The following is a 14,656-nucleotide window of genomic DNA, read 5'->3' as shown; positions in this document are numbered from 1 at the left end:
TGGCTTTATCAGCCGTCAATCAGTCGAGAACTGCGCCGTCATGTGCACTCATATGTCGTCACGGCGAATGTCGGATACTTTGCCATGCGACACCGACGCGCCATCCCGCCCGCGGGCCGATGCCGACCGCCCTGCGGGCCGACCACCATTGCGCCACGGCCACCGCGATCGTCGCCGCCGCGGAAGCGGCCGCCAGCCACACCGGTCCGCCGGCCACTGCGGCCGCGACGGCGACCGGCACCGACGCCGCCAGCACGAGCACCGCCGTCCGGGCGGCCTCGGTGATGTGGCCGCTGACGATCAGGAGGGTGATGTTCACGCCGAACGCGGTCTTGGCGATACCGCCGGCCGCCATGATCACGAGCAGGACGGCGGCCTCGCGCATCGAGGGCCCGTAGGCGAAGCCGAGAAGGGGCGCGCCGGCCACGGCCAGCACGCCGACCGCGACGACGGTCACCGCCGTGCTGAGGGTGGCAAGCGCCGACAGCACGCGCACCACCTGCTCCCGTTCGCCGGCGGCCCATAGGCGCGCGGCCGCCGGCGTCACGGCCAGCGCGGCCAGGCTCTCGACGATGGTCACCTGCAGCGCCAATGTCGCCGCGGCGGAGTAGAGCGCGGCAGTCTGTGGCACGAACACGACGTTGGCCAACCAGACGGTGCCCGGCAGACACAGGAACGCCGCGAGGTCGAGCGTGAAGAGCCTCGACCCCGCGGACAACGCCTGCCGCACCGTCGCCGCGCTCCCTCCGGCCCGCAGGGCGATGTCGCGGCGGGCGAAGATCAACGCCACGCCCAGTTGCAGGCACGATACGGCGGCGTAGCAGACCATCACCTCCAGCAGCGTCGGGTCGGACACCGTCAGAGCGATCGCGCCGACCACCGGCAGCACGAGCAGGCTCCGGAGGTGGTGGGTGGTGGCGACCGACGCACCGACGCGGCCGGTGGCGGCGAAGATGTCACTGAGCGTCAGGCGCAGCGACTCCGCGACGATCGCCGCGGTCGTGAGGAGCACCACGGGCAGGTAGTGCGCCGCGTCGCGCAACGCCCAGGTGGCCAACACCGCGACCACCGGCGCACTGATCACCGACAGCGCGCCGGTGGCGCCCAGGTGCGATGACGCGATCGCCCGGCGTGCGAGTCCGCTCGGCTCCGCCGCGACGAGTCGGATGACATTGGGGCCGAGACCCAATCGTCCGACCAAGGGGCCGATCGACAGCGCGGCCAGGATCGCGAAGAACACCGCGGCATCCCGGGCGTCGAGCATGCGGTAGACGACCACGGTCAACAGCAGCGTCGACAGCAGACCCGCCCCGGCGGCGGCGGTACGCCATCCGAAACTGCGGCGCATCTCCGACGTGGCGCCGCCGACGGCGACGGTCACCCCTCGACACCCAGCCAGCCGGCGGCCTGACCGCGGACGAAGGCCAGGTCCGCGCGGGCGTGCAGCGTCTGCCCGCGGGCGGCGCGCAGGCCGGCCCCGGCGATCTTGCGCGCGGAGTAGTAGACCAGGCCACTGACCGGCAGCGAGTGACGCCGCCACAGATAGCCCTGTCCGACACCGTATTTCGCCATCTTGTCGACGAATGCGGGAGTGATCTGGTCGCGGTCGTCGTCCTGGAGGACCCGGATCTCCGGACGGTATTCGACCGTGTGCCCGGACGCGATCAACCGCAGCAGCAGATCGGACTCCTCACCGGCGCCACGGCGACCGGGCGATCCGACACCGACGCCCTCGTCGAACGGAGTGGGCGACGGCAGGGCGTCACGACGCAGGAAGATCGTCGAGCTGACCGATGTCCGCAGGAAGTTCCGCCGGGTCACCGTCGTCGGTCCCGGCAGCCATCGCAGCATCGACGGAACACCTGCCTGTGTCACCTGCATACCGCTGACACCGCTGAGATCCGTTCGTCCGCCGAGTCTTTCGATGACCGCCCGGAAGGTGTCCGGCGGGTACCAGCAGTTGTCGTCGGGGTAGGCGACGATCGGTGCCTGCGCGAGCGGTGTGCCGGCGTTGCGACCGGTCGACACGCCGGGACCGCTCCTGGCCACGCGGTGCGGGCCCGGCAGCCCGAAGCCGTCGACGAGGGCCGCGCAGGACTGCTGCGGGCTCTGGTCGACGAGGATGAACTCGACGCGCTCGGCGAGATCGGCGGCCGCCACGGACGTGAGCAGCCGGCGCAGAGCGTCCGGGCGTCCGATGGTGGAACAGATCAGCGAGATGAGCGGCCCGCCGCCGGTGTGGGACTCTTCGGCCATTCGAGCAAAATATCATTGGTAAGCTGCTGTCCGCCGCGAGGCGCTGGTGCCGCTGTTCACGGACTGCATCACCGATCCAAGCTTTTGCCGTCACTGGCAGGAGCGAACAGCGCACGGCAGCTGCCCATGTCGAACGAGGCACCGTCAACCGCCGGCGCCCGAAGTGCGAAGGACCCCGACAGTGCCCCACGTGCTCCGCCGCCCGCCACCGGGCACCCTCACGGCGGTGGTCGGCATTTCCCTGGCGATCGCACTGAGTGTGTTCTACGCGGCGAAGTTGTGGACGGGACGCATCACCGCGACCACTCCCGCACCGTGCCGGATGCCAGGCTGCCTGGACGGGACCCTGGTGGACTTCCGCGACACGGTGTGGTTGCCCACCCGATGGTTGCTCACCGGTCACGACCCCTACAACACCGCGCTCTACTCGGCGCAGTTCCCTTACGCGCAGGACTATCCGACGTACGCGCCGGCCCACCTGGCGCTCTGGTCACCGTTCGGCGGTCTGCCCTGGGACGTCGCGGCCGCCGCCGACGTCCTCCTCAACGTCGCCGTCGTCGCCGCGGTGGGCGCCTGGGCCGGTGTCCGGGTGAGGCGCCTGTGGTCCGCACCCGTCGCACCGACCCGAACCGAACTCCTGGGCGCCGGCTCACTCGGGGTCGCCCTGGTCTGGCTTGCCCGCACCGCCGCCGACGGTGTGAGCCACGGCCAACCCTCGGTGGTCTATGCGCTGCTGGCCGCGCCGGCATTGTTGACCCGGCGGCCCTGGGTGGCCGCCCTGCTCGCCGCGGTCACCTGCCTGAAGCCCCAGATCGGCGTGTTCGTCATCGTCATCCTGCTCGCCCAGCGGAGATGGCGCACCGCCGCGGCCGCAGTGTCGTTGGCCGGGGTCGTGTCGGTGGCCACGGCGCTGCTCCTGGCCCGCCGCGGCGGCGGCGTCGGTGCTTGGGTGGAGACGCTGGTCGGTAACGCGAGTTCGGCCGAGGCGGTCCGCACCGTCGACTACCTCGACGAACGTGTGGACCTGGTGGGGGCACTGCTGGACGCCGGCGTACCCGTTCCTGGCTGGACCTCGTTCGTCGTCCTGCTCACGGGTCTGGCGGCGGCCTATCTGCTCGCAGGCCGGCTGCACCGCCGGCTGCTGCCCCACACCGCGGTCGTGGTCGGGTTGAGCATCGGCCTGGTGGCCTTCTACCACATCAGCTACGACGCGATGTGGTTGGTCGCACCGGTCGCGCTGGCGGCCACGGAGATGCTGCGAACCGGCGGGCGGCGGGCCGCCGCCCTCGCCGCACCCGGGCTCGCGGCTCTGGCGCTGGCGTGCTGGGCGTCTCGATGGCACCGCCTCGAGCTGCTGTTCGGGGACGGTTCGACCATCTGGTTCATGCGGGCACTCGTCGTCCTGGGAATCGCACTCCTCGTCGCCGGCACGTGGCGGTCCCCGCATCGGCCAGCCGTGGACCGGGATGCGGACGGCACCGCATCGTCGCCGCGGAGGCAGACCGCCCCGCTCGGCTAGGCTCCCGCCATGGACATCGAGTCCGCTCGACCGCCGCTCGACGTCGGCATCCTCCGGGCCTCCCTCGGCGCCGGCTGGCGGACGGTCGACGTGGTCGACGAGACGGGCTCGACGAACGCCGACCTGCTGGCCCGCGCGGCGGCCGGGGAGGACGTCGCCGGGAGCGTGCTGCTCACCGAGTACCAGAGCGCCGGGCGCGGCAGGCACGGTCGCCAGTGGACCGCTCCCCCGCGGTCACAGGTGGCGATGTCGGTCGCGGTGGAGGCGGGCGGCGTACCGCCCGACGCGTGGGGGTGGTTGCCGCTGCTGACCGGCGTGGCGGTCCGCGACGCGGTCGCCGAGGTGTCGGGAGTCGACGCCGGCCTCAAGTGGCCCAACGACGTGCTCGTGGGCGAGGGCAAGTTGGCCGGCATCCTCGCCGAAGTCGCGGCCCCACAGCAGGTGGTGATCGTGGGCATCGGGCTCAATGTCACGTTGAGCGCCGCCGAGGCGCCCGATCCGCGCGCCACGTCATTGGCCATGCTCGGCGCCCGCAATCACGACCGCACTGCGCTCGCCGCGGCGATCCTGCGCCACCTCGGCGACCGCATCGCCCGGTGGCGCCGCGCCGGAGGCGCCGACCCGACCCTGGTCGCCGACTACCGCCGGCACAGCCTGACCCTGGGTCGCCAGGTGACCGCCACCCTGCCGGGCGATCGACGCCTGACCGGGACGGCCGGCGACATCGACGGTCTCGGCAGGCTGACGCTCGCCATCGGCGGTGACTCGGTCACCGTCGCCGCCGGCGACATCACCCATCTGCGTCCGAGCCCCGACGCCCACGGGGGCTGACGGCCCCCTCACCGTGTCGATTTGCTGAAATCGCACCTCGGTGTCATGTTTTCGACGAACCCCCGGAGTTGTCCCCTTGCGGATGTAAAGTCCCAGCTCTCCGATGACTTTCCAGTCGCCGCAGCGGGCTTGTCGAACCCAGCACCATCAACCATCGATGCTGAATTGCGGCACGTTGCGCTCCATGAAGGGCTGGAGCCCGGAGTATCGCGTCCCTGAATTAGCGCATGCGTGCGATTTCGGCAATCCCTGATGTGATCGCCACCGTCAATAAAGCGCACTTCACTGCGTTTTACGGCCAGGCACGCCACCTCACACGCAAACGATCCGCCCCGTGACCTTGTGACATGGGTCTCACCACTGTGCGATCACGGTTCGCTTGGTGTACTTATTAGCTGTATTCGCATGAGCGAACACGAAATGCGAGCACCAACACGGTCGGTACCCATGGTTGCCCTCCGGCGCGGGCGGCGGAGCCTGCGCCGACGGACGATTGTCGGCACCGGCACCGGGGCTCTCTGCTGACAGTGCCGGGCCGTTGCCGTGACCGGTGCAGGTGAGCCGATGACCCTACCCGCATCGTCACGTCCGCGCGTGGCGCCGAACACCGAAGGACTCCCATGACAGACACGCTCGTTCGCGACCACGTCGACACCGCGGTCCGACTCGGGCAGGTGCACATCGTGTTGCCGGCCTACAACGAGGAGGGGTCCCTGCGTCCGCTCCTCGAGCGCATCGACCGGCTGGCGGCGTCTCAGCCACTTACCGTCTGGGTCATCGACGACGGATCCGCCGACGACACCGCGACGGTCGCCGCGAGCGGTCCCGCGGGGCTCGACGTGAAGGTGGTCACCCACGAGGTGAACCTCGGCCTGGGACAGGCCATCCAGACCGGGCTGCGGTCGGTCCTCGCGGTCGCCTCCGACGACGACGTCCTGGTGGTGATGGACGCCGACGACACCCATGACCCCATGCTCGTCGGCGCGCTGGTGCGCGAGATCGACAACGGCGCGGACATCGCGATCTGCTCACGGTTCACCGACGGCGGTGACGACACCACGGCCCCGCCCCTGCGGCGTGTGATGTCGCGCGGCGCGGCGCACATGTTCCGCGTGGTCGCCAAGGTCGACGGGGTCCGCGACTTCACCAGTGGTTACCGCGCGTACCGGGTGTCGCTGCTGCGCCGGGCCGCCGGCCACTGGGGTGAGCGGCTCGTCGTCGAGCAGGGCTTCGCCTGCATGGTCGAACTGCTTCTCAAGCTGCGGCACTGCAATCCGCGGATTGCTGAGGTGCCCCTGGTCCTGCAGTACGACCGCAAACAGGGCGCGAGCAAGTTGAAGCTGGCCCGCACGCTCAAGCAGTACTTCAAACTGCTGGTGCGCGAGTCCTTCACCCCCGCGCCCTACCGGCAGGTCTAGATGTCCGCAGCGGTCGAGCCGAGACCGGTGGTGGTCATCGGCGGCGGGATATCGGGGCTGACGGCGGCCTACCGGCTGACCCGCGCGGCGGTGCCGGTCCACCTCGTCGAAAGTGCCGGACAACTCGGTGGCTTGGGTATGGGCGGCGAGATCGGCGGTGTCGAGATCGAACGCTTCTACCACTGTGTGATGCCGACCGACGAACATCTGCTGCCCCTGCTCGAGGAACTCGGGCTCGTCCGCGACATCCGCTGGCAGCAGACGACGATGGGCATGAACATCGACGGTCACCGCTTCTCCTTCAACAGCGCGGTGGATCTGCTGCGGTTCACTCCGCTTCGGTTGCGCCACCGGATCCGGTTCGGGGCCGTCTCGCTGCTGCTGCGTCGGCTCGGCCGCGTAAAAGACCTGGACAACACCAGAACCGAGGACTGGCTCCGCAGCGTGTACGGGTCCACGGTGTGGCAGCGTCTGCTCAAACCGCTGTTCGGCGCGAAGTTCGGTGACGCCTTCGGCGAGGTGCCTGCCCGGTACCTGTATCAGCGCCTCGGCCGGGAGAGCAACGTCGCCACCCGCGGATATCCGACGGGGACGTACCGCGCGATCGCCGATCGGCTGCGGGCGGCCATCGAATCGGGCGGTGGGCGTATACATCTGGGCGTGGAAGTGCGCAGCGTCGCTGCCGACGAAGACGGTGCGACCGTCCGTCTGGCCACCGGCGAGGAGATCGTCGCGCAGTCGGTCCTGTCGACGGTGCCGATCCCGCTGCTGCGCACGCTCGCCGAGGGGCCGCTCCGAGACGCGCTGCCGCAGATCCGGCTCGACTACCAGGGCGTGGTGAACGCGGTCTTCCTGCTCGACCGACCGCTCGACGGTCACTACTGGGCTCCGGTCATCAACTGCGGCACCGACTTCGACGGAGTGGTGGAGATGTCGGCGCTCACCGGCACGGAGCGCTACCACGGTCGGTCGCTGGTGTACGTGATGCATTATTGCGGGCGGGATTCGGCGTTGTTCGCCGAATCGGACACCGAGATCGCACGGCGCTGGACCGCTCAGCTGCGCGCGCTCTACCCCGACCGGTTGGCCGATGCGTCGGCCGTCGAAGAGGTGCGCGTGTTCAAAGCGCCCTTCGTGGAACCGATTCCGACGCTCGGATACCACGAACGAATTCCGCCGAGCCGGGTACACGGCACGAACGTCTTCCTGGCCACCACCGCGCAGATCTATCCCGATGTCACGAGCTGGAACTCGTCGGTGGGACTCGCCGACCGCGTCGTCCGTGAGGTGATCGACACCCGTGACGCCGCCCGGCGCCGGACGGTGGCCAATGCTTGACAGCAGCGCCAAGGTGCAGGCCGCCGAGATCCTCAGCGTGCTCGGCGGAACCGCGTTCGCGGTCGCGGTCAGCTCCGATGTGGCCGTACACCAGGAGACCTGGGTGCGCGTCACCTTCGGAGTCGGCATGGTGGTGGCGTGGGCGGTGCTGCTGGCCGCGCAGCGCTCCAGCGACCCCAAGATCCTGGGCCGCGGATTCGAGGAGTTCAAACGCGTCCTGGTGGCCACCGGAAAGCTCCTCGGGCTCGTCGCGGTGGTTCTCCTGGTCACCGGCAGCCCGCTGCCGCGTCAGACCCTGCTCATCGCGATCGCCTCCGGGCTCGGCGGATGTGTCGCGGCGCATCTGCTGAGCACCGTCGTGCTGGTGCGGCAGCGAACCCGGCCGCACGGACAACGCACCCGACTGCTCCTGGTCGGCACCCGCGCCGAGGCCGACCGTGTCGCGGCGGCGGTCGCCGGTGATGCGCGCGCCGGGTACGAGGTGGCCGCGTTCCACCCGCTGGGCGCGCGGACCGCCGAATTGGTGGGCGCCGCAGGCAGATCCGTGTGCGAGGACGGCGCCGACGAGCCGGCGGTGGACACCGCCGAGATCACGGAGCTCGCCCGGGTGCGTCGAGCGCAGTCGGTGGTCATCACCTCGGCCGACCGACTGAGCGACGAGTGCCTGCGCGATCTGCGCTGGGCGCTGCACCCGTACGGTATCGACCTCATGGTGGTGCCGGGAGTGGCGGCGGTCGCCCAGCCGAAACTGAGTTTGGAACGCCTCAACGGTCTCTCACTGCTGCGGGTGGACGAGCCGGGCTACTCGTCGTTGTCCGCGTTGGGGAAGGCGCTGTTCGACCGCATCCTGTCCGTTGTCCTGCTCGTGCTCGCCGCACCGCTGTTCGTGGTCGTCGCCGCACTGATCAAACTGGAGGACGGTGGTCCGGTGTTCTACCGGCCCTCCCGCGTCGGCAGGCACGGAGAACCCTTCCGGATGTGGAAGTTCCGCTCGATGCACCCCGATGCCGACGCCCGCCTGGCCGAGGTGCGCGCACTGGCCGGCAAGTCCGACGACGCGTTCTACAAGTGGGCCCGCGACCCGCGGGTCACCCGTGTCGGCAGGTGGCTCCGCCGCACCAGCCTCGACGAACTGCCCCAGCTCGTCAACGTCATCGCCGGCGAGATGAGCCTGATCGGACCCCGGCCGATGGTGGACGGCGAGGGCGCCGAGTTCCCCGGGTTCGTCCAGCGCCGGCTCCTGGTGAAGCCGGGGATGACCGGGCTGTGGCAGGTGTCCGGACGTTCCGACATCAGCGAACACGACCGCGTCCGCCTCGACCTGTACTACGTGGAGAACTGGTCGATGGATCAGGATCTGCGGATCCTGGCCAGGACGGCGTTGACCGTCGCCCGCGGCCAGGGCGCCTACTGAGCCGGTGCGTCAGCGCAGCAGGGCGCGCGACATCACCACGCGCTGAATCTGATTCGTGCCCTCGTAGATCTGGGTGATCTTGGCGTCGCGCATGAACCGCTCGACCGGGAAGTCAGCGGTGTAGCCGGCGCCGCCGAACAGCTGCACCGCGTCGGTGGTGACCTCCATCGCCACGTCGGAGGCGAAGCACTTCGACGCCGCGGAGATGAAGCCGAGATTGCCCTCACCGCGCTCGGCGCGCGCTGCGGCCGAGTACACCATCAGCCGGGCGGCCTCCACCTTCATGGCCATGTCGGCGAGCATGAACTGCACACCCTGGAAGTCGCTGATCGAGGTGCCGAACTGCTTGCGGTCCTTGGTGTAGGCGATCGCCGCGTCCACCGCGCCCTGGGCGATGCCGACGGCCTGGGCCCCGATGGTCGGGCGGGTGTGGTCGAGCGTCGCGAGCGCGGTCTTGAAGCCGGTGCCCGGTTCGCCGACGATCCGGTCACCCGGGATGCGGCAGTTCTCGAAGTACAACTCGGTGGTCGGCGAACCCTTGATGCCGAGCTTGCGCTCCTTCGGTCCGACGGTGAAACCCTCGTCGTCGATGTGCACCATGAACGCCGAGATACCGTTGGCGCCCTTGTCGGGATCGGTCACCGCCATCACGGTGTACCAGGACGACTTGCCGCCGTTGGTGATCCAGGCCTTGGCGCCGTTGAGGATCCAGTCGTCGCCGTCGGCCTTGGCCCGGGTGCGCATCGAGGCCGCATCGCTGCCGGCCTCCCGCTCGGAGAGCGCGTAGGACGCCAGCTGACCTCCGACGAGGTCGGGCAGCACCTTCTGCTTGAGCTCGTCGGAGCCGCGCAGGATCAGGCCCATGGTGCCGAGCTTGTTGACCGCGGGGATCAGCGACGCCGACGCGTCGACACGTGCGACCTCTTCGATGACGATGCAGGCGGCCACCGAATCGGCGCCCTGTCCGCCGTACTCCTCGGGCACGTGGACGGCGTTGAAGCCGGAGGCGTTGAGGGCGTCGAGCGCCTCTTGCGGGAACCGCATCTGCTCGTCGACGTCCGCGGCGTACGGGGCGATCTCCTTCTCGGCGAGTGCGCGGATCGCCGCGCGCAGCTCCTGGTGCTCCTCGGGCAACTGGAACACGTCGAACGACGGGTTCCCGGTCCAACCAGCCATCGTGGCCTCCTTGCTACTCACCGGTAACTTTACCTGCGCTCAGTCCCCACCGATTAGCCGGTTCCGAAGGGCCTCATCCTTGTCGAGCACCATCTGTTCGAGGTCCGCCTGGAACCTGACCATCCGGGCGCGCAGCGCGGGGTCGGCCGATGCGAGGATCCGCACGGCCAGCAGGCCGGCGTTGCGCGCGCCCCCGATCGACACGGTCGCCACCGGCACACCGGCGGGCATCTGCACGATCGACAGCAGCGAGTCCAGTCCGTCGAGCCGGGCCAGTGGCACCGGCACACCGATCACCGGCAGCGGCGTCGCCGCGGCGACCATGCCCGGCAGGTGCGCGGCGCCGCCGGCACCCGCGATGACGACCTCGATGCCGCGGTCGGCGGCGGTGCGCGCGTAATCGAGCATGCGGCCGGGGGTCCGGTGCGCGGACACCACACCGACCTCGAAGGCCACCTCGAACTCCGCGAGGGCCTCGGCGGCGTCGGCCATCACCGACCAGTCGCTGTCGCTGCCCATGATGACCCCGACGCGTGGGGCGGGTGCGTTCACCTCGAGAGTCCTTTCCCGGCCTCGCCGTGCGGATCCCACCCGTCGGTCCACTCCGCATGAGACAGCCAGTGCGCCGCCCGCTCCGCCCGCTCGCGCAGCACCTCCGGATCGTCACCGGTCAGGTTGACGTGGCCGATCTTGCGGCCGGGGCGCTCCCCCTTGCCGTACAGGTGCACCTTGGCGTCCGGCATGCGGGCGAACAGGTGGTGCACGCGCTCGTCCATCGCCATCGCCGGAATCTGCTGCGCACCGAGCACATTGGCCATCACGGTGGCCGGGGCGAGCAACGCGGTGTCCCCGAGGGGATAGTCCAGCACCGCGCGGAGGTGCTGTTCGAACTGGCCGGTGACCGCACCGTCCATGCTCCAGTGCCCCGAGTTGTGCGGCCGCATCGCGAGTTCGTTGACCAGCAACCGGCCGTCGGTCGTCTCGAACAGTTCGACGGCGAGCACCCCGACCACGCCGAGTTCGGCGGCCAGCTTCAGCGCCAGTTGTTGCGCGCTCGACCCGAGCTCGTCGGACAGCTCGGGCGCCGGCGCCAGCACGACCACGCAGATGCCGTCGCGCTGCACGGTCTCGACCACCGGCCAGGCCGCGCCCTGCCCGAACGGCGACCGCGCCACCACGGCGGCGAGTTCGCGGCGCATCTCGACGCGTTCCTCGGCCAGGATCGGCACGCCGTCGGCGAGATAGCGGGCGGCGACGTCGCGGGCCTCGTCGGCATCGGCCGCCAACACGACGCCGCGACCGTCGTATCCGCCGCGGATCGTCTTGAGCACCACGGGCCCACCGACTTCGGCGGAGAAGACGACCACGTCGTCGACGGTGTCGACGGGGGTGTAGCGCGGAATCGGCGCTCCCATCGCCTCGAGTCGCCTGCGCATCACGAGCTTGTCCTGGGCGTGCACGAGCGCCGCAGGTGGCGGCGCCACGTTCACACCCTCGGCCACCAGCGTCTCGAGGGCCTCGGTGGGGACGTGTTCGTGGTCGAAGGTCAGCACCGTCGCGCCTGCGGCCGCGCGCCGCAGCGCGTCGAGATCGGTATGTGATCCGATGACCACGTCGGGGGTCACCTGGGCGGCCGGCTCCTGCGGACCGGTGGCGAGCACGCGCAGGCTCTGGCCCAGCGCGATCGCCGCCTGGTGGGTCATCCGGGCGAGTTGACCCCCGCCGATCATGGCCACCACGGGTGGCGAAGAGGTAGTAATCGGCACGCCGTCTATCGTGTCATGGCCGGTTCGGCCGCATTGAGCAGGAGCGAAGCGGCGATACGCCTGCGATACGACAGCGGCCCCCTCGGTTCCGTAGACTTCCTCTTTGTGTCTTTCGCCGATGCGACGATCAAGCGGCTGCCGCGGCCCATCCGGCCGTACGCCGAGCAGCACCATGAGCTGATCAAGTTCGCGATCGTCGGCGCGACCACGTTCGTCATCGACTCGGTCATCTTCTTCACCCTCAAGCTCACGATCCTGGAGCCCAAGCCGGTGACGGCGAAGATCATCGCCGGAATCGTCGCGGTGATCGCCTCCTACATCCTCAACCGGGAGTGGAGTTTCCGCGATCGCGGTGGACGTGAGCGACATCACGAGGCGCTGCTGTTCTTCGGGTTCAGCGGTGTCGGCGTGCTCCTGAGCATGCTGCCGCTGTACTTCTCGAGCTACGTGCTGGGCCTGCGCGTGCCCGAGGTGTCGCTGACCATCGAGAACATCGCCGACTTCGTCTCCGCCTACATCCTGGGCAATCTGCTGCAGATGGCGTTCCGATTCTGGGCGTTCCGGCGCTGGGTGTTCCCGGACGAGTTCGGCCGCGCCCCGGACAAGGCGCTCGAGTCCACATTCACCAGCGGCGGTATCGCCGAGGCGATGGAGGACGTCGCCGAACACGCCGGCCGGACCGACGGCACCGTCACCCCGCTGCGGCGTCCCCGCAGGCGCACCCGTGATCAGCTCGGCGACTCGTCGGACCCCAGGGTGTCGAAGACTTCGTGATACAGCAGCGAGTGCACGTGTTCCACGCGCGGGATGTCGTGGAACTCGAGCGGGTCCTGCGCGGCTGACTCGATGACGAGCGTGCCGGTGCGCAGGATCCGGTCGAGCAGGCCGTGCCGGAACTCGACGCTGTTGATCCGCGCGAGCGGGATGTCGATCCCCGCCCGGGTGACCAGACCGTGCCGGAACATCACCCGTCGATCGGTGATGACGAAATGCGTGGTCCACCAGTTCAGGAACGGCCACACCGTGAGCCAGCCGACGAGCACCACCCAGATCCCGCCGATGACGAGGAAGATGACGTTCTTGGCGGAGGCGTCCCACGCGAGTGTGTTGACGTAGCCGGCCACGAAGGCGGCGGCGGCGCTGGTGAACAGCAGCACCAGCACGGCGCCGATCAGCCTCTTCCAGTGCGGATGCCGGTGCAGGACCACCTGCTCGTCCCTGGCCAGCACGTTGTCCGGATAACCCACGGCAGCACTGTACTCAGCGGCGCAGGCGCGGCGGCGGTTTCGGCTCAGTAGGCGCCGGAATGGCGCAGCATCGCCTTGACGGTCTTGAACGCGATCTGCAGGTCGGAGATCATCGACCAGTTCTCGACGTAGAAGAGGTCGAGCCGGACGGAGTCCTCCCACGACAGGTCCGAACGGCCGCTGACCTGCCACAGGCCGGTGATCCCGGGCCGGACCAGCAGGCGGCGCTTGACGTGGTCGTCGTAGGTCTTGACCTCGCTGGCCAGTGGCGGTCGCGGGCCGACCACGCTCATATCGCGCGTGAGCACGTTGATGAACTGCGGGAGCTCGTCGATGCTGTACTTGCGCAGCAGCCGGCCGAGCGGGGTGACCCGCGGGTCCTCGCGGATCTTGAACAGGACTCCGCCGTCGCTCTCGTTCAGCGCGGCCAGCTCGGGCAGCATCTTGTCCGCGCCCTGGACCATGGTGCGGAACTTGATCATCTCGAACGGCCGGCCGTCCAGGCCGATGCGCTCGGAACGGTAGAAGACCGGACCCCGGCTGGTCAGTTTGACCGCGATCGCGACGGCGATCAGCACCGGCGCCCCGAGCAGCAGGACGGAGCCGGCGAAGACCATGTCGAACAGCCGCTTCTGGAACCGCTTGGCGCCGTTGTATTGCGGCTTCTCCACGTGGATCAGCGGGAGCCCGGCGACCGGCCGCATGGTCAGCCGGGGACCGGCGACGTCGACGACACCGGGAGCGACGAGCAGGTCGATGTCGAGCTTCTCCAGCTCCCAGGACAGGTCGCGCATTCCGCGGCCGTCGAGCCGTTCGGTTGCGGTGACGGCGACGGCGTGGCTCTTGGTGGCGGTGACGGCGCCGACGACGTTCGTCTCGTCACCGAAGGTGGGGATGGAGCCGACTCCGGGCACCTCGAGCTCGGACTTCGCGAACCCGCTGGGAACGCATGCGCCGACGACCAGGTACTCCGACTTCGTCTCGCGGGCAAGCGATCTGGTGAGGTCCCGGATCGCGTGCGGGTTGCCGACCACGAGCAGGCGGGTGATGCACCGGCCGTACTTCTCACGCACCGAGCCGACGACGCGGCGGGCGATCCACCGGAAGAGGATCAGCGCCACGAGGCCGATCGGCAGAGCGATCATCAGGTAGCCGCGGGCGATGTTCAGTTTGAACAGCATCGAGACGATCGCCACGCCGCCGAAGACCGCGAGGGTGGCCAGCCAGACCCGCCGGTACTCCTCGGCGCCCGATCCGATCACCCGGGGGGACCGGGCCCGGTTGATCGACATCGCCAGCATCCACGCGACGGCGATGACGACCGACAGGATCGAATACGCGAAGTTCGGATAGGTGTTGGTCTCGCCGGGCAGGCTCCCGAACCGAAGCCACTGAGCTGCACCGACGGCGAGGGCGACGGCGATGAAATCCAGCACGACCAGACGGCGCGCGTAGCCACGCTGCCACAGCGGCACCCGGCCCGGCTCGGCTACCACCTTTGCTGTCAGATCAAGATCGTCATTCACCGCGGTCATGCGGTCCCCCCCGATGTTCAATTGCTCCCGCCCGACTTTAACCGACCTCACACGATCATCTCAAGATGATCACGGAACCGCTCGGCAGTCGACCGGTGAATTTGTAAATTCATGTTTCTTTTTTGGCGCGCGATCCGCAGCGGCGCCGCGACGTGC

The 14,656-nt window shown here is 69.3% G+C and carries 13 protein-coding genes; 6 read left to right on the top strand and 7 right to left on the bottom strand.

All coding sequences use genetic code 11. The annotated features are described in order from the left end of the window. Nucleotides 1-58 precede the first annotated feature (58 nt). Nucleotides 59-1,381: a polysaccharide biosynthesis protein gene (locus tag AU196_RS24350; RefSeq protein ID WP_231737705.1), complete on the bottom strand. Its 1,323-nt coding sequence runs from the start codon at nucleotides 1,379-1,381 to the stop codon at nucleotides 59-61. Next, a complete protein-coding gene (locus AU196_RS24345) occupies nucleotides 1,378-2,256 on the bottom strand; it encodes a glycosyltransferase family 2 protein (RefSeq protein WP_082695858.1) in 879 nt (292 codons plus the stop codon). The genes AU196_RS24350 and AU196_RS24345 overlap by 4 nt, the downstream gene beginning before the upstream one ends. Before the next feature lie 181 nt (nucleotides 2,257-2,437). On the opposite strand from AU196_RS24345, the gene AU196_RS24340 reads away from it, so the two are divergent. The 5 genes from AU196_RS24340 to AU196_RS24320 all read left to right on the top strand — a co-directional run bounded on the left by AU196_RS24340 (nucleotide 2,438) and on the right by AU196_RS24320 (nucleotide 8,776). Then, nucleotides 2,438-3,775 (top strand): glycosyltransferase family 87 protein, encoded by a 1,338-nt coding sequence (locus AU196_RS24340; RefSeq protein WP_157546643.1) that lies wholly within the window; start codon nucleotides 2,438-2,440, stop codon nucleotides 3,773-3,775. A 9-nt stretch (nucleotides 3,776-3,784) separates the two neighbouring features. Beyond that, nucleotides 3,785-4,606 (top strand): biotin--[acetyl-CoA-carboxylase] ligase, encoded by an 822-nt coding sequence (locus tag AU196_RS24335; RefSeq protein ID WP_059097655.1) that lies wholly within the window; start codon nucleotides 3,785-3,787, stop codon nucleotides 4,604-4,606. A 620-nt stretch (nucleotides 4,607-5,226) separates the two neighbouring features. Then, complete coding sequence (locus tag AU196_RS24330; protein ID WP_059097654.1) at nucleotides 5,227-6,024, top strand: glycosyltransferase; 798 nt, start codon at nucleotides 5,227-5,229, stop codon at nucleotides 6,022-6,024. Then, complete coding sequence (locus AU196_RS24325) at nucleotides 6,025-7,362, top strand: FAD-dependent oxidoreductase (protein ID WP_059097653.1); 1,338 nt, start codon at nucleotides 6,025-6,027, stop codon at nucleotides 7,360-7,362. Then, entirely contained in the window at nucleotides 7,355-8,776 is a 1,422-nt protein-coding gene (locus tag AU196_RS24320) for a sugar transferase (protein ID WP_059097652.1), read from the top strand. Before AU196_RS24325 ends, AU196_RS24320 begins: the two co-directional genes overlap by 8 nt. Before the next feature lie 9 nt (nucleotides 8,777-8,785). Here AU196_RS24320 and AU196_RS24315 read toward each other — a convergent pair whose 3' ends face one another. From AU196_RS24315 to AU196_RS24305, 3 genes are read right to left on the bottom strand one after another with little or no spacing between them, the layout of a single operon-like run. Beyond that, on the bottom strand, nucleotides 8,786-9,952 hold the full coding sequence (locus AU196_RS24315; protein ID WP_059097754.1) for an acyl-CoA dehydrogenase: 1,167 nt from the start codon (nucleotides 9,950-9,952) through the stop codon (nucleotides 8,786-8,788). A gap of 39 nt (nucleotides 9,953-9,991) precedes the next feature. Continuing rightward, nucleotides 9,992-10,504, bottom strand: a complete 513-nt coding sequence (gene purE / locus AU196_RS24310) for a 5-(carboxyamino)imidazole ribonucleotide mutase (protein WP_286141259.1) — start codon at nucleotides 10,502-10,504, stop codon at nucleotides 9,992-9,994. Then, a complete protein-coding gene (locus AU196_RS24305; RefSeq protein WP_286141258.1) occupies nucleotides 10,501-11,718 on the bottom strand; it encodes a 5-(carboxyamino)imidazole ribonucleotide synthase in 1,218 nt (405 codons plus the stop codon). Before AU196_RS24305 ends, purE begins: the two co-directional genes overlap by 4 nt. A gap of 105 nt (nucleotides 11,719-11,823) precedes the next feature. On the opposite strand from AU196_RS24305, the gene AU196_RS24300 reads away from it, so the two are divergent. After that, complete coding sequence (locus AU196_RS24300; RefSeq protein ID WP_059097651.1) at nucleotides 11,824-12,492, top strand: GtrA family protein; 669 nt, start codon at nucleotides 11,824-11,826, stop codon at nucleotides 12,490-12,492. Here AU196_RS24300 and AU196_RS24295 read toward each other — a convergent pair. Both AU196_RS24295 and AU196_RS24290 read right to left on the bottom strand, forming a co-directional pair. Beyond that, nucleotides 12,447-12,965: a PH domain-containing protein gene (locus tag AU196_RS24295; protein WP_059097650.1), complete on the bottom strand. Its 519-nt coding sequence runs from the start codon at nucleotides 12,963-12,965 to the stop codon at nucleotides 12,447-12,449. The two genes, AU196_RS24300 and AU196_RS24295, sit on opposite strands and share 46 nt — an antisense overlap. A 44-nt stretch (nucleotides 12,966-13,009) precedes the next feature. Next, the gene (locus tag AU196_RS24290; protein ID WP_059097649.1) at nucleotides 13,010-14,500 is read right to left on the bottom strand and encodes a sugar transferase; all 1,491 of its coding nucleotides are present in this window, start codon (nucleotides 14,498-14,500) and stop codon (nucleotides 13,010-13,012) included. Nucleotides 14,501-14,656 lie beyond the last annotated feature (156 nt).

Origin of the sequence: Mycobacterium sp. IS-1742 (assembly GCF_001500125.1) — a bacterium.
Taxonomy (GTDB): domain Bacteria; phylum Actinomycetota; class Actinomycetes; order Mycobacteriales; family Mycobacteriaceae; genus Mycobacterium.
Note: the sequence above shows the minus strand (reverse complement) of the source record. Positions and strands in the feature narration are given on the sequence as shown.